The sequence below is a fragment of the Psychrobacter sp. 219-2-C genome (assembly GCF_049560815.1).
GTDB classification, from domain to species: domain Bacteria; phylum Pseudomonadota; class Gammaproteobacteria; order Pseudomonadales; family Moraxellaceae; genus Psychrobacter; species Psychrobacter faecalis.
In genome coordinates, this window is the sequence record NZ_CP186933.1 from 1,069,224 (window position 1) to 1,094,076 (window position 24,853).

At 44.5% G+C, this 24,853-nt stretch carries 19 protein-coding genes; 5 read left to right on the forward strand and 14 right to left on the reverse strand.

Annotation, left to right across the window (positions count from 1 at the left end; translation table 11 throughout):
* The first annotated feature begins 168 nt into the window (after nucleotides 1-168).
* On the forward strand, nucleotides 169-1,182 hold the full coding sequence (gene ppk2 / locus ACPEGP_RS04270; protein WP_263612369.1) for a polyphosphate kinase 2: 1,014 nt from the start codon (nucleotides 169-171) through the stop codon (nucleotides 1,180-1,182).
* Nucleotides 1,183-1,454: 272 nt separating this feature from the next.
* Here ppk2 and ACPEGP_RS04275 read toward each other — a convergent pair whose 3' ends face one another.
* The 10 genes from ACPEGP_RS04275 to rsmG form a co-directional block, all read right to left on the reverse strand.
* Complete coding sequence (locus ACPEGP_RS04275) at nucleotides 1,455-1,802, reverse strand: PilZ domain-containing protein (protein WP_144297597.1); 348 nt, start codon at nucleotides 1,800-1,802, stop codon at nucleotides 1,455-1,457.
* Between the two features lie 42 nt (nucleotides 1,803-1,844).
* Nucleotides 1,845-2,987 (reverse strand): DNA polymerase III subunit delta', encoded by a 1,143-nt coding sequence (locus ACPEGP_RS04280; protein ID WP_423814039.1) that lies wholly within the window; start codon nucleotides 2,985-2,987, stop codon nucleotides 1,845-1,847.
* 108 nt (nucleotides 2,988-3,095) lie between these two features.
* Nucleotides 3,096-3,938 carry a 3-deoxy-manno-octulosonate cytidylyltransferase gene (gene kdsB / locus ACPEGP_RS04285; protein ID WP_423814040.1) on the reverse strand — a complete coding sequence of 281 codons (843 nt, stop codon included), beginning with the start codon at nucleotides 3,936-3,938 and terminating at the stop codon, nucleotides 3,096-3,098.
* A 21-nt stretch (nucleotides 3,939-3,959) separates the two neighbouring features.
* Nucleotides 3,960-5,078, reverse strand: coding sequence for a tetraacyldisaccharide 4'-kinase (gene lpxK / locus ACPEGP_RS04290; RefSeq protein WP_423814041.1), 1,119 nt, complete (start codon nucleotides 5,076-5,078; stop codon nucleotides 3,960-3,962).
* 36 nt (nucleotides 5,079-5,114) lie between these two features.
* A complete protein-coding gene (msbA, locus tag ACPEGP_RS04295; protein WP_423814042.1) occupies nucleotides 5,115-6,902 on the reverse strand; it encodes a lipid A export permease/ATP-binding protein MsbA in 1,788 nt (595 codons plus the stop codon).
* Between the two features lie 143 nt (nucleotides 6,903-7,045).
* Nucleotides 7,046-7,489 carry an ExbD/TolR family protein gene (locus tag ACPEGP_RS04300; protein WP_423814043.1) on the reverse strand — a complete coding sequence of 148 codons (444 nt, stop codon included), beginning with the start codon at nucleotides 7,487-7,489 and terminating at the stop codon, nucleotides 7,046-7,048.
* A gap of 58 nt (nucleotides 7,490-7,547) precedes the next feature.
* Entirely contained in the window at nucleotides 7,548-8,279 is a 732-nt protein-coding gene (locus ACPEGP_RS04305) for a MotA/TolQ/ExbB proton channel family protein (RefSeq protein ID WP_423814044.1), read from the reverse strand.
* A gap of 80 nt (nucleotides 8,280-8,359) precedes the next feature.
* Nucleotides 8,360-9,481: a ParB/RepB/Spo0J family partition protein gene (locus ACPEGP_RS04310; protein ID WP_423814045.1), complete on the reverse strand. Its 1,122-nt coding sequence runs from the start codon at nucleotides 9,479-9,481 to the stop codon at nucleotides 8,360-8,362.
* Between the two features lie 103 nt (nucleotides 9,482-9,584).
* Nucleotides 9,585-10,370, reverse strand: coding sequence for a ParA family protein (locus ACPEGP_RS04315; RefSeq protein WP_423814046.1), 786 nt, complete (start codon nucleotides 10,368-10,370; stop codon nucleotides 9,585-9,587).
* Between the two features lie 180 nt (nucleotides 10,371-10,550).
* Nucleotides 10,551-11,267 carry a 16S rRNA (guanine(527)-N(7))-methyltransferase RsmG gene (gene rsmG / locus ACPEGP_RS04320; protein ID WP_423814047.1) on the reverse strand — a complete coding sequence of 239 codons (717 nt, stop codon included), beginning with the start codon at nucleotides 11,265-11,267 and terminating at the stop codon, nucleotides 10,551-10,553.
* A 372-nt stretch (nucleotides 11,268-11,639) separates the two neighbouring features.
* Between rsmG and ACPEGP_RS04325 the strand changes: the two genes are divergently transcribed.
* Together ACPEGP_RS04325 and ACPEGP_RS04330 are read left to right on the forward strand one after the other, a co-directional pair.
* Nucleotides 11,640-14,411 carry an AAA family ATPase gene (locus ACPEGP_RS04325; RefSeq protein ID WP_423814048.1) on the forward strand — a complete coding sequence of 924 codons (2,772 nt, stop codon included), beginning with the start codon at nucleotides 11,640-11,642 and terminating at the stop codon, nucleotides 14,409-14,411.
* 179 nt (nucleotides 14,412-14,590) lie between these two features.
* Complete coding sequence (locus ACPEGP_RS04330) at nucleotides 14,591-15,766, forward strand: helix-turn-helix transcriptional regulator (protein WP_423814049.1); 1,176 nt, start codon at nucleotides 14,591-14,593, stop codon at nucleotides 15,764-15,766.
* A 70-nt stretch (nucleotides 15,767-15,836) separates the two neighbouring features.
* Here ACPEGP_RS04330 and ACPEGP_RS04335 read toward each other — a convergent pair whose 3' ends face one another.
* Nucleotides 15,837-16,538 carry an IS1 family transposase gene (locus tag ACPEGP_RS04335; protein WP_423814050.1) on the reverse strand — a complete coding sequence of 234 codons (702 nt, stop codon included), beginning with the start codon at nucleotides 16,536-16,538 and terminating at the stop codon, nucleotides 15,837-15,839.
* A 158-nt stretch (nucleotides 16,539-16,696) separates the two neighbouring features.
* Between ACPEGP_RS04335 and ACPEGP_RS04340 the strand changes: the two genes are divergently transcribed.
* A complete protein-coding gene (locus tag ACPEGP_RS04340; RefSeq protein WP_423814051.1) occupies nucleotides 16,697-17,362 on the forward strand; it encodes a TerD family protein in 666 nt (221 codons plus the stop codon).
* A 125-nt stretch (nucleotides 17,363-17,487) separates the two neighbouring features.
* On the opposite strand, the gene ACPEGP_RS04345 is transcribed toward ACPEGP_RS04340, so the two are convergent.
* Nucleotides 17,488-18,468 carry an ion transporter gene (locus tag ACPEGP_RS04345; RefSeq protein ID WP_305935788.1) on the reverse strand — a complete coding sequence of 327 codons (981 nt, stop codon included), beginning with the start codon at nucleotides 18,466-18,468 and terminating at the stop codon, nucleotides 17,488-17,490.
* A 666-nt stretch (nucleotides 18,469-19,134) separates the two neighbouring features.
* Here ACPEGP_RS04345 and ACPEGP_RS04350 point away from each other — a divergent pair.
* Complete coding sequence (locus tag ACPEGP_RS04350; RefSeq protein ID WP_200661907.1) at nucleotides 19,135-19,770, forward strand: OmpW/AlkL family protein; 636 nt, start codon at nucleotides 19,135-19,137, stop codon at nucleotides 19,768-19,770.
* A gap of 158 nt (nucleotides 19,771-19,928) precedes the next feature.
* Here the strand turns inward: ACPEGP_RS04350 and ACPEGP_RS04355 are convergent, their stop codons facing one another.
* Together ACPEGP_RS04355 and aceE are read right to left on the reverse strand one after the other, a co-directional pair.
* Entirely contained in the window at nucleotides 19,929-21,707 is a 1,779-nt protein-coding gene (locus tag ACPEGP_RS04355; RefSeq protein WP_423814052.1) for a 2-oxo acid dehydrogenase subunit E2, read from the reverse strand.
* Between the two features lie 39 nt (nucleotides 21,708-21,746).
* A complete protein-coding gene (aceE, locus tag ACPEGP_RS04360; protein WP_423814053.1) occupies nucleotides 21,747-24,560 on the reverse strand; it encodes a pyruvate dehydrogenase (acetyl-transferring), homodimeric type in 2,814 nt (937 codons plus the stop codon).
* Nucleotides 24,561-24,853: the final 293 nt, after the last annotated feature.

The following is a 24,853-nucleotide window of genomic DNA, read 5'->3' on the forward strand; positions in this document are numbered from 1 at the left end:
CCAACGATTAAAGGGTGTTTTTTTTGGGGCTGAAAAAAGTATGAAAAAGACTGCAACAAGTAAACACGGCATACTCATAGTGTTATTGTAAATGTGCTAGAGTAATAAACCACATATAGAACTATCATAATGAATAATAACCATAAAAATATTGCTTAGGAGCTTATTATGAGCAAAGGTCCCTCATCGATCGATCGACAAACCTTAAATACCTCAAAGCGGCAAGCGCGGTCAGCACTCGAACAAGACAGCTTTATTACCCGTATGGATAAAGAAGTGTTTGGCGATGAGCTGCGACGCAAAATGCATCAAGATTTGATCGACAGCTATGACGAAGAGCTGGAAAATGAGATAGACGATTACGTGCGCGACTTTCGTTTTGATGGCCGCGCGATGAGTGAGCAAGAAAAGCTCGATCGGCGTACTTATTTTGAAGAATTACTGCGACTACAACGAGAGCTTATCAAACTGCAAGATTGGGTGGTCGAATACGGCGAGCGCATTGTGGTGATATTTGAAGGGCGCGATTCTGCGGGTAAAGGTGGCGCTATCAAGCGTATTACCCAGCGCTTAAACCCGCGTGTTTGCCGCGTGGCTGCGCTACCCGCACCAACCGAACGCGAACAGTCGCAGTGGTATTTCCAGCGTTATGTAGCGCACTTGCCCGCCGCTGGCGAGATTGTCTTGTTTGATCGCAGCTGGTACAACCGGGTGGGCGTTGAACGCGTCATGGGGTTTTGTACCGATGCCCAGTACGAAGAGTTTTTCCAATCAGTACCTGAATTTGAGCGTATGCTGGTACGCTCAGGTATTCGCTTGGTCAAATACTGGTTTTCGATTACCGATGACGAGCAGCATTCACGCTTTATGAGCCGGATTCATGACCCACTTAAGCAGTGGAAGCTGTCAGCGATGGACTTACAATCACGTCGGCGCTGGGAGGATTATACCAAAGCCAAAGAGACCATGTTTGAGCGCACCCATATCCCTGAAGCGCCGTGGTGGGTGGTCGAAGGCAATAATAAAAAACGCGCACGGCTAAACTGTATCGCTCATTTACTTGAGCAAATCCCCTATAAAGAAGTACCGCGCGATGAGATTGAATTGCCCGAACGCAAGCGCGATGATGAATATTACCGCGAGCCAATTCCCGATGATATGTACGTGCCACCGCGCTATTAGCCAAATGTATGCCTGTATAATCAAAATATTCTAAAAACGCGACGGTATTGCTGGTATTAATTTTTTGTAGCCTCTGTCTGCGCAGGCACAGCAAGCAAGAAAAATTGATATCAGCAGTGCGTGATGTATCGATATTACTTTTCACTCACTATAGCATTCAATAAAATACGGCGCATAAAAAAGCAGCCTCATCAATATAGAAGGCTGCTTTTTTCATTTTTTCGCTAAATGTATTATGCTAATAGCAAATACATTTCAAGCTCTGCAAAATACTACATCGTATAAGTCGACTGCAAGCTATCAAGCTTACCGGCCAATAAGCGCTCGACCTCGTTTTTAATTCTTAGCCCAGCGACATCAGTGCCTATTTGTACCGCAAAGCCTGCTGGACGGCCGCTTTGGCTTTTTGAATTGATCCAAACCACTTTACCATTCATCGGTAAGCGTTCGCTAGAATTGGGCAGAGTGACGGCAATAAACACTTCATCGCCCAGTTTTTGTATTCTATCAGACGGCACAAATAACGCGCCATTGGTCACAAAGGATAAATAGCTTGCGTATAACGTTTCCATATCTTCAATATGGCAGGTTAAAATCCCGCCACGTCCTGGCATTGCCATAGTCCGCTTCCTTTATAAGTGAGGTTTATTTTTTAATCTGATTTATAAATAAGCCAATTCTTGCATCAGCTTATCATAAGCGAATTTTTCTTGCACATTTTGTTGTAGGGCGATTTTTGTCTGTTGTAGACTGTTTATAAAGACCTCTAACGCGCGCTCAGTAGGTTGATGACTGTGTAAGGACACTGGTAAATTAATGTCCTTTTGCAGCGCATCAAGACCCAAGCATACGCGGCGTATATCAACGAGCATTAGCTCCGACAATTGAATAAACTCGCTTATACTAAGCTGGGTCTGCCAATAGTCGCTTGCTGCTATGCTACTACGCTTACCGCTACGCAGCGCTTGCCACGTTGTCAGCCATAGCGCGCGCTTGCTATACCATGGTGCTTGCGCAAGGGCGACCGCGGCTAAAGGTGCGCCATTTGCCAACTGTATCAGCTGCTCAATGGCCGCTGTGCCGACCGCCTTACGATTGACCGTACTACCTAAAGCATGAGTCACATAGTCAACTGCAACAGCAGGTTCAATGGTCTGTAGTGCCAACTGCTGAACACGGCTTTTTATGGTTGGCAGTAACTGCGCTGGAGTATCACTGATGAGGAATAAATGTACTTGGGCTTGCGGCTCTTCCAAGGTTTTGAGCAGTGCATTAGCAGCCGCAACCGTCATTTGCTCTGCGTAATCTAGCACACAAATCCGCATGCCCTGCCCGCCTTGATAAATAAATGGCTGCAAAGCACGGATATCATCAACTTTTATTTTTAACGCAGCGTTACTGGCAGCTTTGGCAGATTTTTTGTCTTTTGCGCTGTTAGTTGCCGCTTGTTTAGCATCAGCATGGTCGACACTGACTGGTATACCAATCATTGGCAGGACTTGTAAGCTTGGATGCGTTCCTGATCTGAGCCATTGACAACTCTCACAAATACTGCAAGCGCCAAGCGGATGGTTATTGCGCTCTCGGCATAATAACCATGCGACCAAACGCCAGACAAAGGCGCGCTTGCCCATACCTTGCATGCCTGCCGCTAAGAGCGCGTGCGGCAAAGATTGCTGCGGCATTAATACCCGCTTAGTCAGCTGTGACCACAACTCATTTTGCCACGGTAATAGCGGTGCAAAATATATATTATCCGTCAAAGGCAATGCGCTGGTCATTTCAGTTACCTCATTCACGATCATCGCTCAATACCTTAAATACACTTACAACCTTTGAGTAACAAACAATCCTACTCTATTTAATAAAATACTTTATAAACATTTACTTAGGCTATTATTAATTTGTGTAAATTAGCAGTTTTGAAAATCAACTAAGCTCATGGCATTGAGCCGGTCTAAGTCTTCTTGGGTATCGACGCCGGCTGGTAGATGACAGCTTGCAGTGGCAATAGCAATATGACCACCATTTTCTAAAACTCGTAATTGCTCTAGGCTTTCTAATATCTCGAGCGGCGTTTGCGGCCAATGCACAAACTGCTGTAACAAGCTAACGCGGTAGGCGTATAGCCCCAAATGACGATAAGCGTTTTTTGGTGGTTGCTGCTGTATATTTTTATCTTTTGCCAAAACCACATCACGGTCGCACGGAATCGGTGCACGGCTAAAATATAATGCACGCTGTAAATTGCTGGACGTCTGACTGACAACTTTTACGACCGATGGGCGCATAAAAGTTTCGTAGTCTTCGATAGGCTCGCATAAAGTCGCCATCACGCTGTCGCTATCTTGCACTAGCAGGGCTTTGACTTGCTGTAACAATAACGGCGGTACCAAAGGCTCGTCACCCTGCATATTGACCACGATATCATGCTCAGCCCAGCCTTTGATAGCGGCAACTTCCGCCAAACGGTCGGTCCCTGACGCATGCTCATTACTGGTCATCACCACATCAAAACCTGCCTCTGTGCAAACTTTAGCAATCGTCTCATCATCAGTCGCAATACACATATCATCAGCGAAATCAGCCAACTGTGCTTTTTCAGCCACCCACAGTATCATCGGCTTGCCATGAATCTTTAATAATGGCTTACCGGGTAAGCGCGTACTTTTAAAGCGCGCAGGGATAACAATATGAGTTTTGACTGGCGCGGCTTCAATTGGCATTGTTTCAGCTGATATTAAGTCTGACGACATGGTTTATTCCTATAAAATCATTTACGCTTTTGTGCTTTTAGATAAATTAATATTTAAAGCTTTTAATTGCTGCTGTAAGCTGACATAACAGCTAGCCGATAACACCGCAGTCACTGGCAAGACCCATAAACGATTAATAAGCTCTTGATACTCTTCGTTAAGTGGTTGGCGGCTAGACATATTTATTAGTAACGCTCTGATTTTGACCGCGTCTTTACTGGTGACAATGATCGGCAGCTCGCTATATTGTAAAAGCTCATCTAAGCTAAAATCATAATGATCGGGATAAGCGTGCCCAATGACATCAAAACCGAGCGCCATTAAGGTATCAAAAAAACGCTGCGGATAACCGATACCGCTTACCGCATGTACCCGACCATTTGGTATAGGCGGCATAAGTGTTTTTGCTGCGACACTTAAACCATCTATCTCAACAGCAGAAGGCCATAAAGGCTGCAACTTATCCGCTTGTAGATACATCGTTAAACGCTTAGCTTTAGCTTGCTTATTATCTTTGGTCGTCCTATCCGCTTTTTCATGATAAACCACATTTGCGCCTGTTAAGCGCGACATAGGCTCACGTAAAAAACCGGTTGGTAGCAATTGCTGATTACCAAAACCACGCGACGCATCGACCACAATCCATTCGATATCACGTTGCAGCGCATAATGCTGCAAGCCATCATCAGCAATAATCAGTTGTAAATCAGGATGTGCGTTTAACAAAGTGGTAATAGCCTGCTTACGATTGGGGCAAACGGCCATCGCCGCGCCTGTCATATTGACAATTAAACACGGCTCATCCCCTACGATGCTTGGCAAGCTATCGGCATGTACCAAAGCTGGCATCTGGTTACTATCACCGCCATAGCCGCGGCTGATAACGCCTACCTTTATGCCTTGCTTTTGTAGATAGTTGACCAAGGCAATAATCAACGGTGTCTTACCGCTGCCGCCTACCGTGATATTACCAATTACCATCAGCGGAATAGGCGCACGATAACTGGAAAATAGGCCTACCTGATAAGCCTGACGGCGCACCATCGTAATGAATCCATACAACCAGCTGACAGGCAGTAGCAGCCAGAGCCAAGCAGCCTGACGTTGCCATGCACGCGTCATTGTGGTTTCAATACTCATGATGATGTGTTATTTATCCTAGTTATGCAGCCATCTTTATTCAAAGTCACGCGCGTACATTTGCGCATAATGGCCATGTAGTTGCATCAGCTCTTCATGGGTGCCTAATTCGACAATTTGACCACTATCTAACACCGCAATACGGTCAGCCGATTCAATGGTGGTTAAACGGTGGGCAATCACCAGTGTCGTCCTATCTTTCATGACGTTATCGAGTGCTTTTTGAATATAGTACTCTGACTCGTTATCTAACGCACTAGTGGCTTCATCTAAAATCAAAATTGGTGCATCTTTCAATAACGCACGCGCAATCGAGATACGCTGACGTTGACCGCCTGACAGCTGCAAGCCTTCAGCGCCAATCTCACTTTGATAGCCATTTGGCATTTTCATAATAAAATCATGGGCAAAAGCGTCTTTTGCAGCGCGCTCGACCTCAGCTTGGCTCTTATCCGCTAGGCTGCCATAGGCAATATTATTAAACACCGTGGTATTAAACAGTACCACTTGTTGATTAACCATCGCAATCTGCGCACGCAAGCTTTCAAGCTTGATGTCGTCAATCAGCATACCGTCAAGGGTGATTTGCCCCGAGGACGTATTTAAAGTACGCGTGAGTAAGTTAACGAGTGAAGACTTACCAGCGCCGCTACGCCCGACCAGTGCTATCGTCTCGCCTGCACGCACATCCAAAGTAAAATCACGCAGCGCCACCGTTGAATCAGGATAAACCAAACTGACATTATCGAACTGAATGTCACCTGCTAGAGTCGGGCTAAGTATGCCTGTGTCTTGTTCTTCTGGCTCATCCAATAAAGTAAAGATTGACTCACCGGCGGCAAGCCCTTTTTGCAATTTTTGGTTGATATCAGTGAGCGAGCGCACCGGCTTACTTAATAATCCTGCGGCAGCAATATAGGAAATAAACTCACCCGCCGAGATATTATCTATCACCGCAGGGCGCAGCGCGAGCCATACAACGACCGCCATCGCCATCGCCATCAATAACTGCACCGCTGGGGTATTAATGCTATTGGTCACAACGACCTTCATGCCTTGGCGCAGATTTTTCTTCGAGGTTATATCAAAACGCTTGGCTTCATACGCTTGTCCGCCATAGTTTTTCACTACCTGATAGCCGCCGATGACCTCATTGGTGATATGGCTGACACTACCCATGGTTTCTTGAATACCTTTAGACAGCTTTAGATAACGCTTTGAAGCCACCCGTATCAGCCATAAAATCGGTGGTAGCACCACAAATAAAATCAAAGTTAAACGCCAGTTGCTATAAAGCAAAAATCCTATCAAAGCCACAACGGTCAGACCATCGCGCAACAAGGTTTTCATTGAATCAGTACTGGCGGCAGTCACCTGTTCAACATCAAAAATAAGCTTGGATGAAATCGTCCCCGCTGGATTTTCCAGATAGAACGAGCTTGGCAAACGCAAAAGCTTATTGAACACTTGAACGCGTAACTCATAAACAAGATTGCGCGATACCAAAGCCGTATAGTAATTACCCAAAAAACTGCCCACGCCGCGGACAAAAAACAGCGCCACGATAATAAATGGAAATAAATCCTGTTTGCTTTGATCGTTTTGATTGATGGCATCAGTGATATATTGCAATAACTTGGCAATCCAAATCTCTGTCGCCGCATTAATCGCAAAGCCTATTATGACCAAGATTAGCGCCCACCAATAAGGTTTAAGGTAGCTTAATAGCCGCAATAAAGTCCTATGCCTAGGCGTATTTGATGGCGCTGCTGACAACTTTTTAGCAGAATTTTTTTTAGAGTCAGGTTGATAAGCTTGGCTCATAAAAGCCTCAATTTAGGTATAAAAAGAAATGACACAAATGCAGCAGTGGCAAGTGAACATAAAATACAGCAGTAAAAACACCAAGGGTCATGATAGTGGCGTTTGATGTTTTTACTGTAGCAATATATCAAACGCCCTAAAATTTACTGCGGCGCAGATTCTGGTAAAGACTGCCCAAGTGGCACAACCGTACTGATATTGAGATTTAAAAAACCCAGTTTACCAGCGATATCCATGACCCGTACCACCGATTGATGGGTAGCATTTGCATCAGCAGCAATGACAAATAGCATATCACGATTGCTTCCCGCCTCTTGCTGAAGCATGCTGGTCAGCTCCGCCTCATCGCTACTTGCAAGGGTGATGCCATTAACCAAATAACTGCCATCTTCTTGCACAGCGACTTCAATACTGTTTTTCTCTTCTGTTAATGCTACCCCTTCCGCTTCAGGAAGAATAATATTTAAGCGGCTAAAGTGATTGAACGAGGTAGCAAGCAGTAAAAATACGATTAAAAATAATAAACAATCAATCATCGGCGTCAGATTGATTTCAAGTGGCTCAACGGTCGGTTTTCTAAAACGCATATCGCTCTCTTTAATGGGCTGCAATGTACAGATTCAACAAATAAGTGACATCACACAATTAAGTTGCTGTAGCGGCTGTCTCTAAATCCGAGGTGTCAAGTGAAAGCTCATAACCCTTAGTTTTAGTTGTTTCCGACCCATTAGCAGGTAGAGAGATGGTAGAGGCATGCGTATTGTCCAGCAATTGATAATCATACAATTCTTGAATCATCAGTCCCGCTTGCGTCTCAAACTGTGCATTGATATCGATAATACGGCGCTGAAAATAACGATAAGCAACCAGAGCTGGGATAGCTACAATCATACCAGCCGCCGTGGTAATCAATGCTTGTGACACGCCAGCAGCTAGCATCGTTGGGTCTTGCATCGCGCCATCAGTAATCGCCAAAAACGACGAGATAATACCCAACACCGTACCTAGCAAACCAAGCAATGGCGCAATCGCCCCAATAGTACCGAGCATATTGATATTTTTCTCTAACTGATGCACTTGCACACTGGCGCGGTTTTGCATGTGCATTGTCATCGAGTCTAGGCCGTATTGGCGGTAAAGCAGGCCAGTCGCCAGAATATCACCTAAAGGGGTTTTTTCTTTGACATTCATCAGCTGCGTACGGCCAATATCACCGTTCTCACGTAGGCGGGTTATCAGCTGTTCGCGCAATCTATTAGGTACAATTTTATTAAACTGCAACGTATGGCTACGCTCGATAATAATCACCAATGCCAATATTGAGCACACCACAATCGGTGTCATCAGCCAACCACCTGCTTTTACCAGCTCCCACATACGCACTCTCTTCTATGTTTTTGTTAATTATTAAAAGACGGTTTTACATTTGAATAACCAGTTCAGGGGTATAAAAAGCTCTAAGCCTGCGCTTCTATATGCTTGATCAAAGCCGCTAGTTGATCATGATTGTGGAAGAATATCTCAACACTACCCTGCCCATCTTTTTTATGTTTAAGCTTTACTTCTGCGCCTAACATATCAGTTAAACGCTGGGTTAAGCGCTCAACATCGCGAGACTGTACTTGCTCGGTGCGATTAGCTTTTGGTGCTGGCTGCAAGATTGACTTAACCAATTTCTCAGCCTCGCGCACTGTCATGCCTGCATCGATGATTTTTTGCGCAATAATAGGCTGCTGTTCTGATGATAGCGCCAACAGGGTACGCGCATGTCCCATATCTAACGCACTGGTTGCCAAATGATCTTTAACTGTATCGTGCAGCTGATTCAAGCGCAAAAGGTTTGATACTGTGGTACGCGCTTTACCAACAACTTCGGCAATCATCGCATGGCTCATACCAAACTCGGTATGAAAACGCTGCAGGGCAGCTGCCTGCTCAATCACCGATAAATCTTCGCGCTGAATATTTTCAATCAAGGCTAATGCTATGGCCAATTCATCGGATAATGCACGTTCAATCGCTGGTATAACCGATTTACCCGCCATTTTTGCCGCACGCCAGCGGCGCTCACCAGCGATAATCTCATGCGTCACCAAGGCTTCGCTTTTATCTTCATTCGCCAGTAATGGACGAATAACAATCGGCTGCATGACGCCATGCTGCTCAATAGAAGAAGCCAATTCTGCCAGCGCCGTTTCGCTCATATCACGGCGCGGCTGATACTTACCTGCTTGCAGACGTGTTACATCGATTTGCACCAAGCTGATTTGGTCTTCAGAGGTACTATTTTCTGTGACGTTTGTGCGAGCCTTATTAACAGGGGCTTTTTTTATCGTCCGCGCTTTACGATTATTATTGTCATTGGTTTGTTCAGACACTGGCAAGGCAGAAGGCTTGTTAACAGCCGCAGCTGCGCTATCTTCTTGCTCAATAGGTTGTGGTATTTTGGTTGACTCAGTATGCTCACGCACTACCGTGTCATCTTGTAAGGCAGAGGCGGCAATTTGCTTTTCTTTTTTGATTGACCCTAATAAGGCATCTAAGCCTCGATTGGCAGCCAACCCTCTTTTCTTTGCCATGATTACCTATCCTCTAACGCTAAAATAAAAAGCCAAATATTGCTAAATACCGGCTTACTGATACATATAATTTGCTGTTCTTTTATTAACTTGCAACATGAACTTATAATGATGCGCTCTGCTTTATCACCTCAGCCGCCAGTTTTTGATAGGCGCGCGCACCTTTTGACCATCTTTCGTAAGCAATAACTGGCAAGCCATGTGCAGGCGCTTCAGCCAAACGAATATTTCTTGGAATATGAGTCTTATACATAATATCACCAAAGTGCGCCTCTAACTCAGCAGAGACATCACGCGCCAAGGTATTGCGCGCATCAAATAAGGTTCTGACCACACCACGAATATAGAGTTTAGAGTTGAGCTCAGTAAGACGCTCAATCGTCTGCGACAAATCCGCCAAACCTTCTAGGGCATAATATTCACACTGCATGGGAATAATAACGCTATCGGTGGCAACCAATGCATTAATCGTCAGCAAGTTTAAGCTTGGTGCACAGTCGATAATCACATAATCGTAAGCAGATTTATTGGTCGCGATTTGATCCTTGGCCAACTGCGCCATTGCCGTTTTAAAGAGCTCATGACTATTGGTTTTGCTCATTAAAGTAATATCCATCCCCGCCAAATCACGATTGGCGCCGATGACATCAAACCCAGCTGGACTACTCACAATTGCCTCAGATAGCGCAACGCCATCGAGCAGTACATCAGCGATGGTCAAGTCCAAGGCGTTCTTATCGACACCCGTGCCACTGGTTGCATTGCCCTGTGGGTCTAAGTCAATCAGTAGTACATGCTTGCGCTTGGCCGCTAAGCTGGCGGTCAAATTGACTGCCGTCGTGGTTTTACCCACGCCGCCTTTTTGATTCGCAATCGCTATGATTTCCATACACTCACTCAATTTAATTAGAATCTGTTACTGATTTTTACTACAGTATTTTTGCCGCTCATGCTTATTATATTACTTAAATACCTGACGCTTACCTATAAGTCTATTTAGACACCAGCGTACACGCCATTTATGATCATAGAACAATTGTTGTCTTGCATAGCGTAACGTGCTCATAGCTTAGACATTTTTATAAGATAATTCAATTAAATGACGACTATCTTGTAAATGCGGTACTTTTAATGCAATCGTCTTTATCTGCCAAGCGTCACTTAGCGCTTGCAACTCTTCATCGCTCGGGGCTTTACCCTTCATCGCGCATAAATAACCTTTATCTGCCAAGCGCGGCTGCGCCACTTCGACAAAATCAATCAAACTGGCAAAGGCTCTTGAGGTTACCACCTCATAGCTGGCTTCATGCGCCTCAATACGCGAAGCGATTGGCTGCATGTTAGTCAAACCAAGCTCGCTACTGATTTGCTTAATAAAACGAATCTTTTTCTGGTTGCTATCGAGGGCAGTACATTGGCGCTCAGGCTGACAGATAGCAATAATCACCGCTGGCAAGCCCGCTCCTGTGCCAATATCAAGCAGCGACCCTGGCGGTAAATGCGTTATAATAGCCAAGCAATCGATGATATGTTTGATAAGTGCTTCGACTGGATCGGTAATCGCGGTCAGATTATACGCGTTATTCCATAATAAAAGCTGGTCTAAATACAATAATAGCGTGCGCTGTTGCTGCGCGCTTAACGTAAGACCCAACTCGTCTATTGCTTGCGCCAGCATAGTTGCCAGCTTAGGTAATTGCGCACCGAGCTTGACAAAACCTGTCGGGTCAATACGACTGTTACCCGTGCTAGCAGACGATGAAGAGGTTTTAGTAGAATCTGACATACGGGTTATCCAGTTTTAACATGTGAACCGTCTATTTTATCATGCGCTCTGCCCATTGAATAGTTGCAGATTACGCCAATGTACGCCATCTTATACTATCTACGCCTATGTTGATGGCTTATCTTCTTCAATAACCAGCAAGTTATGGTAGCAAAACCTCCATTGTTGCAGCCTAATAAGCCAAACCTTTCACTTTACTATGATACAAAACTGCGCTGAATGTCTTGTCTAAAACGCGCCGATATCTTGTAAGATGTTCTTATTTACTATTATAAATGTAAGCATGATTAAAAATACATTCCTAAACTTAAAGCGCAAACAGTAAAAAATCAATAACCATTCCACCTTTTTAAAACGACTTACTATATAACTATGACCGAACCGCAAAACACCCCTATAAATCAAGATTCAAAAGACAGCAAATCTATGGCAACACCTGTTAATAGTTCAGCAGTAACAAAAGCATCTAAGCCAGCCAATACAAAGCCGACAGCAATAAAGGCGAATGAGACTGATGAGCAAGAGCGCACTTTAGATACGCCTAGTACGCCTCATCCAGTATTTATCGAGGTGAATGAGCGCTGCCTTATTAGTGCCGAGCAGCTTAAGCGTTATACCAATCCTGATGAGCTACCGACCGATACCCGTACTGCCCCTGATCTAGATGTCGGCTTTGGGCAACAGCGCGCCCTGAAAGCCTTGCAGACGGCGCTAGACATTCATGCCAGCGGCTATCATGTGTTTGCCGCGGGCGAAAATGGTTTAGGTAAACGCACGGTTATAAATCGTTTATTACAACGAATTGCCGCTGACGCACCGACGCCAGATGATTGGGTTTATGTGCACAATTTTACCGACCCGCGTACACCGCAAGCGCTACGTCTACCTGCCGGACAAGGGCAGATATTGCAGCAACAGGTTAATCAATTATGGCAGCAAGCCAAAAAACGACTTAGCCAACGTTTTCGTAGCGACCAGTATCAAAGCAAAATCGAAGCGATTAAAAATGACACCCATCAAAAAGAAAGTCAGGCTTACGATGACCTTAATACCGAAGGTAAACAGTACGATTTGGCACTGACGTTTCGCGCATTTGATAATAAAGCGGTATTTGTCCATCCTAGCAAGTTATCTACCGAAGAAAACCATCAGAGCACTGACCATTCAAAAATTTCTAGTAGCCAAAAAAATCAAACAACAGTAGAAAAGACTGCGCCCCCTACTAAAAATAATATTGATGATGATAATGCTAACAGCGAGTATGGCAACGCATACGGCAAAAGCGAATATGAAGCTGAGCTGAATAACTTTGCCCAAAAAAACCATATGCAAAAGCGCTTAAGTCAGCTAACCATCGCCTTAGAGCAATTAGAAGACGAAGCCAATGATGCCATTGAAGCATTGCATCGCAATATTGCACGCCGTGCGCTACAACCTTTATTTGCGCCTATTTATGAGCAATTTGCTGCTCATCCCTTGGTTGTCGAGTATCTAAAAACCGTATTTGCCGATATGGTTACGCATGTCGAGCGTATCGTCAATGGTGATGACGAGGAATTTGTGACGGCGGTTCTTGCCACAACGCCGAGCCGCTATGCGGTCAACGTTATTGTTAGCCACACGTCAGATAGCGGCGCCCCCGTCATCTTTGAAGATTTGCCGACGCATTTAAACCTATTGGGTCATGTCGAGCAAATCACCCAATTGGGCACAGTAACCACCGATGTCAGTATGATTCGAGCCGGCGCCCTGCACCGTGCCAATGGCGGCTATTTGTTATTAGAAGCCAGTCATCTGCTTGAGCACCCTTACGCCTGGCAAGGCCTTAAGCGCGCCCTGCAATCACGTAAAATCAGACTATCTAGCCTTGAGCAGATGCTAACCTTGACAGGCAGTTTGTCGCTTGCACCCGCACCGATTGACCTTGATATTAAGGTGATTTTGCTTGGCGAAGCAGATTTATATTACGAATTACTCGAGCTTGAGCCGGAATTTGATGCGGTATTTAAAGTTCGTGCCGACTTTCACGACGATGTGACGCGCAGCCCTGAGCATGAATTGGCATTGGTAGCAAAAATGGCAGACATCATTGATTATGCCAGCCTTTATCCGTTTGATAGTAGCGCCCAAGCTGCCTTACTTGAGCATTTAAGCTTACAAGCCGAAGACCAAGACCGCTTGAGTTTGCATAGTGATTTATTGATTAAGCTGTTGCATGAATCCAACCGCCATGCACGTTTGAGCGGTAAAAATATCGTTAGCGCCATACACGTGACCCACGCTATTGACGATATGGACGAGCGCTCAGGATACTTGCGCGACCTATATTGGGATGAACTAAAAAATGGCCAACAGCTGATTCAGACCAAAGGTGATGCGGTTGGGCAAGTCAATGCACTCACCGTCGTCAGCTATGCCGATAGCGAGTTTGGTATGCCTGCGCGTCTGACTGCCGTCATTCAGCCAAATATTGGCGCGGGTGAAATCCTCGATATCGAGCGCGATGTGGACTTGGGCGGCAGCTTACACGCCAAAGGTATGCTGATTATGACCAGCTATTTGCGCGCCTTATTTAGTCAGCATCATGCGCTCAACTTTAGCGCCTCACTCGCTTTTGAGCAAAGTTACGCTCATATCGATGGTGATAGTGCCACGGTCAGCGAAGGCTGCGCGCTGCTGTCCGCTTTAGCAAACGTCCCGATCAATCAATCTTTTGCGATTACCGGCTCAATGAATCAGTTAGGCGAAGTCCAAGCAGTCGGCGGCATCAATTCTAAAATCGCGGGTTTCTTTGACGCTTGCCGTGAGCAAGAGCTGACGGGACAACAAGGCGTGGTCATTCCGATGGCCAACGTCAAACAATTAATGCTGCGTGACGACATCATTGCCGCCGTCAAAGCCGGCCAGTTTCATATTTATGGCGTACAGACGCTTAGTGAAGCCTTGACCTTAATGACGGGTCTGTCTGTCGACACCATGAATAAAAAAGGTCGCTACCGTAAAGACACTCTATTTGGTAAAGTATTAAGTCGGTTGATGCTTTGGGATGAAAATCAAAACGCTGATGACGAAGTCGATGATAAAAAATCGAAGAAAAAGGACAAAAAAAAGCGTAAGGCCAAACGTCAAAAAAAAACAAGATAAGCAAAAAAAGGCCAAGAAAGAACCAGATGACTGCTGCGCAAATACAGCAGAGCAACTCTAGACGCTGATATGCTTTTCTGCGATGATGAGTTTTTTGCGCTTTGCTGTTTTAATAAGCTGTATTCATAAATAATACCCTTATAAAAATTAAACTCGTGACTGAATAAAGGTTATCTTTAATGACTGTACATTCTACTGACGCCGATGGTCTTCAATCGCAAGCAGCTAATACTAAGCAAGCAACTGCGCTAGTGACTAAGGAAGTAACGAAAGAATTAGCTGCGCAAAATGAAGAAGTTGTGACAGATAATAAAGCGTCTGAGGAAGCAGCAGATAATCGCCATGGTGCCGCAACAACGGCGCGGCAATGGCAAGTATTGTCGCAGTTGCAGCGCAATCGCTGGGTAGGCACCACCCATGTCTACGAGCAGCTTAAATTGGCAGGTTTTGATATCAGTTTACGCACCGTGCAACGCGATTTAAATGCCCTTGCCAAACGCTTTCCTATCGAAAAAAACAATGCCAATCCACAAGGCTGGCGTTGGAAAGATGATGCGCCGCTACAAAGTCTGCCGCATATGAATTTATCGCAAGCGGTTGCCTTTAATATGGTCGAAGCCAATCTAAGCCAGCTGCTGCCGCCGGTTATTTTAGATGAGCTTTTTCCTTGGTTTGATTTGGCACGCCGGCAACTTAGAAACAGCAAAGTCACCCATTCATGGATTGATAGGGTACGTATCGAGCCTGCCTCGCAGCCTTTGATTGCGCCGCATATTGACTTGGAAAGTAAAGACAACATTTATCATGCGTTGTTTTATCAACTACAAATAAAAGCCAGTTATACCCGTAGCGATAAATCACAAGCCAGCGAATACATTCTAAATCCCATTGCTATCATTCAGCGTGGGGTGATTATTTACTTATTGGCGACGCGTACCGATGACCCAGACGTGATTATTCGTACCTTTGCCCTCCACCGCTTTGCAAGCGTTGAGATACTAGAAAGCGCGGCTCAAACCCCTGATAATTTCCACCTCGATAACTATTTAGATGCAGGTGGCATGGGCTTTAGCCATCCTCTATTTAGCCAGCTACCCGATCGTGGCAAACATACCGCAGTTGAGCTACAATTTACCAAACAAGCGGGCAAAAGCTTAACGGAAAGCAAGCTGAGTGACGACCAAACTGTAATCATCAATAGTGATGGAACCCTAACCATACGCGCAACCGTCAACTTAACCTCACAGCTGGTTTGGTGGCTACGTGGCTTTGGCAGTGGTCTATTAGACGCCAAACCTGCGCTCCTATATCAAGCGGTTTTAGACAAACCCATCAATGATGCACAGCGGCAATAAAAAGGTGGCTAATGATTATAATTATTAACGATGATAAAAATTTGGTGGTGTTCTAAAAAGTATGCCGGCATCAGACATAGCCATAATTGACATAGAAGAATACCAAATCAAACACCTTAAAGTGGTTATCAAACTTCTTTGAGAAGCAACAGGTCTTTCGAACGGCTCGTCGCAATCGGTGTCTAAGGCGACAGTTATTACCTTCTATACCTATGGTGTGCTGTTTGCCAGTTCGTTTGTTATCACTTTTAAAGGCGGTTTTAAAGCTATCCCAGTTATCCATACTGATAGAGCCATAGCTGACTTTAAGCTGCTTGAAACGAGCTCTTAACTTCTTAGCCGTTTTTAAGTCGCGTCTGCCCCAAACATAAGCAACAATCTCATTGGTAACGCGATCATAAGCATAAATAAGCCAAACTTTACGCTTTTTGCGATACACGTAAGTCCAGAATCCATCAACCTCTAAGCGTTCATAGTAGCGCTTCTTAGGCGTAATCTTATAAACAGATGAGCCTATGGTGCTCAATACTTTACCGATACTGACTGAGGCTATAACAGCTATGTCTCTAACGCCGCAGCCTCTAACTGTCATGAGCCGTATAAGCTCTTCTACTTTAGAGTGACAGCCATGATAAGTTAAGGCATGGTCGCCAATAAACTGACGTTTGCAGTCCTTACATTGATAATTCTGCTTACCATAGCTTTTTTTGCCATTTTTCTTTAGACTATTACTGTGACAGTCGGGGCAACTGATATCTATTTGTGTCTTCATAACCTCAAATATATCATCTTGCTTCGGCTGTCACCCTCCTTTCATCTCCTCAGCATACTTTCTGACACACCACCAAAAATTTAACCGCTGTAGCCAATACGCCAACGTTTATCTTAATTAAAAACCTAATACAAAATTAAAAACCCAAAAGGAATATTATGTCAGCCACTACCCCATCACCGTTACTTTCAGACAGTTTAAGAGCGCTGGGTTTAGACACGGGGACATTATTTTTTGCGCTCAATTATGAATTTACTAAGATTGAGCAAAAAGGCTTATTTAAAAACCTAAAAAAACGCTTTAAGAAAAATGAAGGCGCGATTGATATTGATTTGGCCTGCGTACTATATAACGACAACTGCACCATCAGCGATATCGTTTGGTTTAAACAGTTACGGGATAAGGCAGAATCCGTCAAACATCAAGGCGATAGTCTCAACGGTAAGGACCGCGGTGAACAAGCGATGTATCTTGCACCCCTTGACCAAGAGCAAATCAGAATTTATTTGGATAAAGTACCTGCGCACATTACCCACATTGCCTTAATCGCTAACTCTTACCACAACCTACCGTTTAGCAGAGTCAAAAAAGGCGAGATTCATTTAAGCGATGATGAAGGCAATCGCGTTTTTGAGGTTAATTTAAAGCAGCTACCACGTGACTGTGTAACGCTTTGGGCGGCACACTTGCAGCGAGAAGTGGATGATTGGCATTTGACCCTGCAAAATCTACCGCTACCTGCAAAAGATTTAGCAACCGCCGCGCAAGAAGTGGCGCATGAATTGGCACGCGCTCTACCGATTACGCCAGCTATGTATAACTGATACATGACCAATATTAGATTGATTATACATCAGTTAAAAAACCTATCGATTAAAAAGGGCAAAACACTGTTGGGATATCGCGTTTTGCCCTTTTTATCTTTGCCCAAAATTTTTAACTATTCGCTTTATTCTAACGGCTCACCGCAATGCGGACAAAAATTCTTTTGCCGCACTTCCTTTTCTCGGCGCTCAAGCTCTTTTTCGCGCAGTACTTGCAGTACGATTTCTTGTGCTTGCTCCTTATCCAATCCAAGCTCGCGGCGAATCTTTTCAATCATCATCTGATTTTGCACCAAATCAAAATTACTATCGACCAGTTGCTCACGAAAATCTTGCTCGAGCTCTTCTCGGCGCTGACTCAGCTCATTTGCCAAACCCGTCGCCAAAATACCCGCTGGCAAAGCCGCAAGACCAACGCCTAGTATGGTGATAAGTGCACCTAGTATCTTACCAGCATTGGTGATAGGTGTGACATCGCCGTAGCCTACCGTCGTCAGGGTGACCACCGACCACCACATAGCTTTGGGTATCGACTCAAACTCCTCGGGCTGGACGTGGTTTTCGACCAAATAAATGCCGCTCGACGCTGTCACAATCATAATAATTAAGATAAAAATGACCGCTTGAAACGAGCCTTTTTCCTTACTGATAACCACCAATAAAATACGCAATGAGACAAAATAGCGGGTAAGTTTCAAAATTCGAAACAGGCGCAAAATACGTAAGAAGCGCAAATCGATACTGACAAAGAAATTCAAAAATGCGGGGGCAATGGCAACGATATCAATCAACGCCGACGGACTTTTTAGCCAATCCCAGCGCTGACGCCACGTGGTATTGTCGGGTTTGGCTTCAGCGACACTCCATAACCTCAGTAAATACTCGATAGAAAAGATCACGATAGAGAAGTTTTCAAACCACGTAAAATACGCTTGATACGGGTAATACCAGTTGTCAACCGACTCAGCGATAACCGCCGTGACGTTCGCCATAATCAAAAAAATGAGAAAGTAATCGACATAACGACTAAAGAGCGTGTCATGCTCATCGTTTTGCAAAATGTTATAGACGAAAAGACGCAAGCGCCGAATAGATTGGAATAGCATGCCGTCCCTATGTGGTGTAATACCGGTTTTATATTATTAAAAATCAGGTGGGAGATATCAAAAAAAAGGCAGTTGCGCTTGCAGAATCAATGAGGGTTTTTTAAACAATTTATCGCAATTTTTGCTTCAGACGTTATGATTATACAAAATTTATGTAATAAATGTAGGTCGTGATTACCAATAGCAGCGCCGTGACAAAAAAGACCAAACGTAAAAAACGCTCATCCGCTCGTAATTGATTGCTTAAGTTTTGGGCTGGTAATAAAAACAAGCCGCATTTAGGACAACAGGCATCTATTTGGTTTAAAAGCTTAATTGAGCGGGCATTTTCGCAGCGCAGCGGAGAGTTACTACAATAACCGAGCATAATATCCAATCTATCCATGTCATTGTTTAATATTAATGTTTAAAAACGCAGATGTAGCATAAGACAAGCATTTAAAAATGAAAAGAGTAATTTAACCCATAAAATCCGTCACGACTGTAACATAAAATACCATTAAGCTAACTTCCTGTTTAAAACCTTACTAATCGTAAGGCTTTTGTACTATAATAGAGAAATAATGTTACGAGTTATATCCTGACTCTGACGTTATCTAATGGTCACTGATGCTATCCCTCATTAGAAACTGACCAATAACATCTATTATGTTGAGGAACTTAACGATGAAACTACAATCCCTAGTTTTAGCTGCTGCAACTGCCCTTACTATGACCACTGCTTTTGCGGTACCTGCTGGTACTTGGTCTATCGCTGCTGGCGCACATTATGTTGACCCTAAAAGCGATAATGGTAACGTCACTATAGGTAGTACAAATTATTCTGTAGATGTTGACGGCGATGTACGTCCAACCATCAGTGGCGAATACTTTATCGCTAATAACGTTGGTGTTGAACTACTAGCAGCTATTCCATTTCATCATGATTTCACTTTGACTGATGCAAATGGTGGTGAAATCACAGGTAGAACTCAACATTTACCACCTACTCTTTCACTACAGTACCACTTCGACGGCTATAACATGCCTATGAACGTGAAGCCTTTTGTTGGTGTTGGTGTGAACTATACAACTTTCTTTAAAGAGAAAGCCAATGTTGCAGGTACTGAACTAAAACTTGATGATAGCGTTGGTGTTGCTGGTCATATCGGTCTAGATATCCCATTTGCGCCGACTGAGTCTTTCCGTATTGATGCGCGTTATATGGACATCAAAACTGATGCTACGTTGAACGGTACAGATATTGGTGAAATCGATATCAGCCCTTGGGTATATGGTGTTGCTTTTGTAAAACAGTTCTAATATAGTCCATTGCTATAACATAAGTAAAAGAAGCCAGCTTAATAGCTGGCTTCTTTGTGTCTGCATATACCTTTTATTCATTTATAAATGAGATATAAAAAAGACCGTCCGCAGACAGTCCTTTTAACAATATATCTAATTGTAATGAATAAGCAAGCCTAGAGCAAAATGCGGCGTGGATCTGCCAATAAGCTTGCGATATAACGGGTAAATACCGCAGCATCGGCGCCATTAATCACCCGATGATCGTAAGATAAAGATAACGGCAACATCAGACGCGGCTCGAAAGATTGCTTATTAGCATTCCAACGCGGCTGCATACTGGCTTCTGATACGCCTAATATTCCCACTTGTGGCCAATTTACCAGTGGCGTAAATGCGGTACCGCCTAGATTACCTTGACTAGAAATCGTAAAGCTCGCGCCTTGTAATTCTTTAGCCGTAAGTTTCTTATCACGCGCTTTGACCGCAAGCTCGCCTATCTCAATGGCGATTTGCTTTAAGCCTTTATCTTGCACATTTTTGATAACAGGTACAATCAGGCCATCATCCGTCGCGACCGCAATGCCCATATTGACGCTTTTACGTAAGATAATTTGGGTATTATCGTCACTCAAATGACTATTAAAGCGTGGATGCTGGGTTAACGCATAAGCAGTTGCTTTAACGACAAAAGCTAAAATCGTGAAGCCGATACCTTCCGCCTTCATAGCGCCTTTAAGCTCACCACGTAACTTTTCAGTGTCCGTGATGTCTGACAAGTCAAATTGCGTTACTTGCGGCAGCAAAGTATTGTAATTGAGCTGCGGTATCGAGACTTTTTGTAGGCGGCTTAAATCTTGTACTTCGCTCTCGCCCCATATCTCAGTACTGCTCATATCAGGTAAGCTTGGCAGGCTTGAGCTTGTCATATTACCACTCGCAGGCGCAGTTTTTTGCTTGCTCAAGCTGTCTTTTACATGGGCAAACAAATCTTCTTTTAAGATACGATCGTTAAGCGCCGAACCCGTCACTTGGGTGATATCAACCCCTAGCTGACGCGCAAGCTTACGCACGGCAGGACCAGCATAGATATCGACCATTTTTTCATTGACTTGTGCTTCGGTCAGCTTAGCATTTGCAGCACTAGTATTAGTCGTAGACTTAGCGACTTGTTTAGGCTCACCAGTCGTTTGCTTATTAGATTCTTGGTCTAAATCTGTTTTCTTATCTGACTCAGCTGGCTTGGACGCTTGCGACTCAGAAGTATCAGCCTTAGATTCACTAGCATGATTATTGGCGCTCTCTGAACCTTCACCAATAATCACGATAAAGTCTTGACCATTGGCGACCATATCGCCCGCTTGCACCAATATTTTTTCAACCTTGCCTGCTTCTGGTGCTGGCACTTCGACCGACGCTTTATCAGACTCAATGAGCAAAATGGATTGATCCGCCGTGACCGTATCACCGACATTGACCATAATCTCAGATACTTGCGCTTCATCAACACCTAGATCAGGCAAGGCATGAGTAGTTGCTTTTCCTACTTGTTCGCCTGCTTGCTCGCTTGCTTGTTTTGCTGGTTGAGAAGTATTTTCCTCAGCTGTTTTAGTATCTACTTGCTGATTATCCTGCGCTGCATCTTTTTTGTCGGCAGCAGCGTCTGTTTTGTTTTGTGTATCAGCGTTAGTGCTTTGGCTGTCACTGTCGCTTTCACTGTCAGCATCAGTATCGCTTTCAAGCTCAATGAGTACCATGCCTTCGCTGACTTGATCGCCGACTGCTACGCTAATTTTAGTGACTTTACCGGCAGCTGAGCTTGGTACTTCTACTGAGGCTTTATCGGATTCTAATAAGATAATATTGTCATCTTTTGCAATAACGTCGCCAACTTCGACCATAATCTCACTGACTTCGGCGCTATCAACACCCAAATCGGGGGCTTTAATGTCCATCCGTAATTCTCCTTATATTATAGTTGCCTTGTCTTTGGGCTATTCTTTGACGTCGTCATCATTGAGTAAGGCGGCATCGGCTGGATCTTCTGCGCGGCCTTCGCTGCTTATTTCGTCATCATCTTCACTGACAAACTCTGGCACAGGGTTCGGATGTACATTGTCAGGGCCTGGGGCATCTGGGAAATGATCATAATGAGGCTGTTGTTGCCATGCAGGCGGTTGATCCGCTTCGATACCAAAGCTTGAAATCGCATCTTTTACCAGACGCATCTCAACCTCACCTTCATCAGCTAAGCGCTTAAGTGTCGCAACCACAATGTGCGCGGCATCGACATGGAAGAAGCTACGTAATTGCTCACGAGTGTCTGAGCGACCATAGCCATCAGTACCTAAAGTCGTATAAGGGCGATTGTCAGGCAACCACGCGCGGATTTGTTCTGGATAATTGCGCATATAATCGGTCGCTGCGACGACGATACCTTCGTGCGGAGCAAGCTGTTCGGTCACCCATGGCACCACTTCTTCATCCATTGGATGCAGGCGATTATAATCATCACAAGCCATACCATCGCGGGTTAGCTCATTAAAGCTGGTCACACTCCAGACGTTAGATGAGATATTAAACTCATCTTGTAGTATTTTCGCCGCTTTTTGCACTTCACGTAAAATAACGCCTGAACCTAATAGCTGAACTTGGCTTGAGCCATTGTCTTCTAGCAAATACATACCACGCTTGATGCCTTCTTCCACGCCTTCTGGCATGGCAGGTTGTTCGTAGTTTTCATTCATCAAGGTTAAGTAATAATAAACGCGCTCGCCCTCACCATACATGCGGCGTAGACCATCATGCATAATCACTGCCAGCTCATAACCGAAACAAGGGTCATAAGTCACGCAGTTCGGTACGACGTTAAATAAAATTTGTGAATGACCGTCTTGATGCTGCAAGCCTTCGCCATTTAGCGTGGTACGACCAGCCGTTGCGCCAAGTAAGAAGCCTTGCGCCTGACAGTCACCTGCTGCCCATGCCAAGTCACCAACGCGCTGGAAGCCAAACATAGAGTAATAAATATACAGTGGAATCATCGGCAAGGCGTTGACAGAATAACTGGTTGCCAGAGCAATCCATGTACTCATTGCGCCCGCTTCGTTAATGCCTTCTTCTAACATGTGACCATCGATGGCTTCTTTATAGCCCATCAAAGCTTCACTATCCTCTGGCGTATATTTCTGTCCAGAAGCTGAATAAATACCCAATTGGCGGAACATACCTTCTAGACCAAAGGTGCGCGCTTCATCAGGAACGATTGGTACGACGCGATCTTGGATATCTTTATTTTTTAGCATGGCTGCTAGCAAGCGCACAAACACCATGGTAGTCGATTGCTCTTTACCATTACTGCCTTTTAGCACGCGATCAAAAATAGACAACTCTGGAATATTTAATGGGATATGACCACTACGGCGATTGGGCAGATGACCACCTAAGGCTTCACGGCGACCTTTTAGATATTTCATCTCCAGCGAGTCTTCTTTTGGACGATAAAACGGCAGCGTCTCTAACTCTTCATCGGTAAATGGCAAGTCAAAGCGGTCACGGAAATACATCAAAGCTTCATGATCGAGTTTTTTGATTTGATGCGTCTTATTGACCGCTTGTGCTTGATTAGACAAGCCATAGCCTTTTACCGTTTTTACTAAGACCACGGTCGGTTGGCCTTTGGTTTTCATGGCTTCACTAAAGGCCGCATAGACCTTCATCGGATCATGACCGCCACGGTTTAAGCGTGAAATATCATGGTCAGACAGCTCGTTCGCCATCTCCTCTAACTCAGGATATTTACCAAAAAACTCTTTACGGGTAAATTCAGGCGTACGCGCTTCATATAACTGATATTCACCGTCGACCGCTTCTTCCATGCGATATTTAAGCACGCCTGTCACATCTTTATCTAACAAGGTATCCCACTGACCGCCCCAAATCACCTTAATCACGCGCCAGCCTGCACCGCGGAATACCGACTCAAGCTCTTGAATAATCTTGCCGTTACCGCGTACAGGACCATCGAGACGCTGTAAGTTACAGTTGACGACCCAAATTAAATTGTCCAACTTCTCACGACCAGCAAGCGAAATGGCACCCAAGCTTTCTGGCTCGTCGGTTTCACCATCACCTAAGAAGGTCCAAATCTTGCGATCTTCTTTTTCTAGCAAGCCGCGGTTTTCCATATAGCGATGCACGTGCGCATGATAAATGGACATAATTGGGCCCAAACCCATCGACACGGTTGGGAACTGCCAATAATCTGGCATCAAATATGGATGCGGATAGCTTGACAGACCCTTGCCGCCCACTTCACGGCGAAAATTATCTAATTGCTCTTCATCTAAACGACCTTCTAAATAAGAGCGCGCATAAATACCGGGCGCTGAGTGACCTTGATAATAAATCATATCACCGCCGAAATGATCGCTTGCCGCACGAAAGAAATGGTTAAATCCTGTCTCATAAAGGGTCGCACTTGAAGCAAAAGTTGCTAAGTGACCGCCTAAATCATCATCATTTTTGTTGGCACGCATAACCATTGCCAATGCGTTGTAGCGAATCAAAGCTCGAATTTTACGTTCAATCGTCAAGTCGCCTGGATACATTGGCTCATCTTCAACCGCGATGGTATTGATATAAGCGGTATCGAGACGGTTAAATGGCAGTCCTTCTTGTACCGCCATGTTATATAACGCTTTTAATAGAAACTGCGCCCGATCCTTATCGGCATGTTTGATAACCGACTCAAAGGCTTCCAGCCATTCTTGGGTTTCGGTGCTATCAGCATCCTTATAATAGTTCATCTTTATTAATCCTTTTTATCAGTCAGTCCTGCATGATGGCAGGGTGTTATTAAATCAGAGTGTGTACGTATCTTAATTTTAATCTTAATGAGCAATCGATTGAATTGGTGCCTTACCTATAACGTCCTTGCTGCATTTAAGCATGGCATTATTATTCAGGGTTATAACAGAAAATTCTAAATAAATCGTATCACTGTAGAGTAGCATTAGGCGCAAATTAACTCCGTTGTAAAATTAAACGGTAGCCACTATGCGATTCTCACTATCAAATGATAATGACACTCTATTATAGG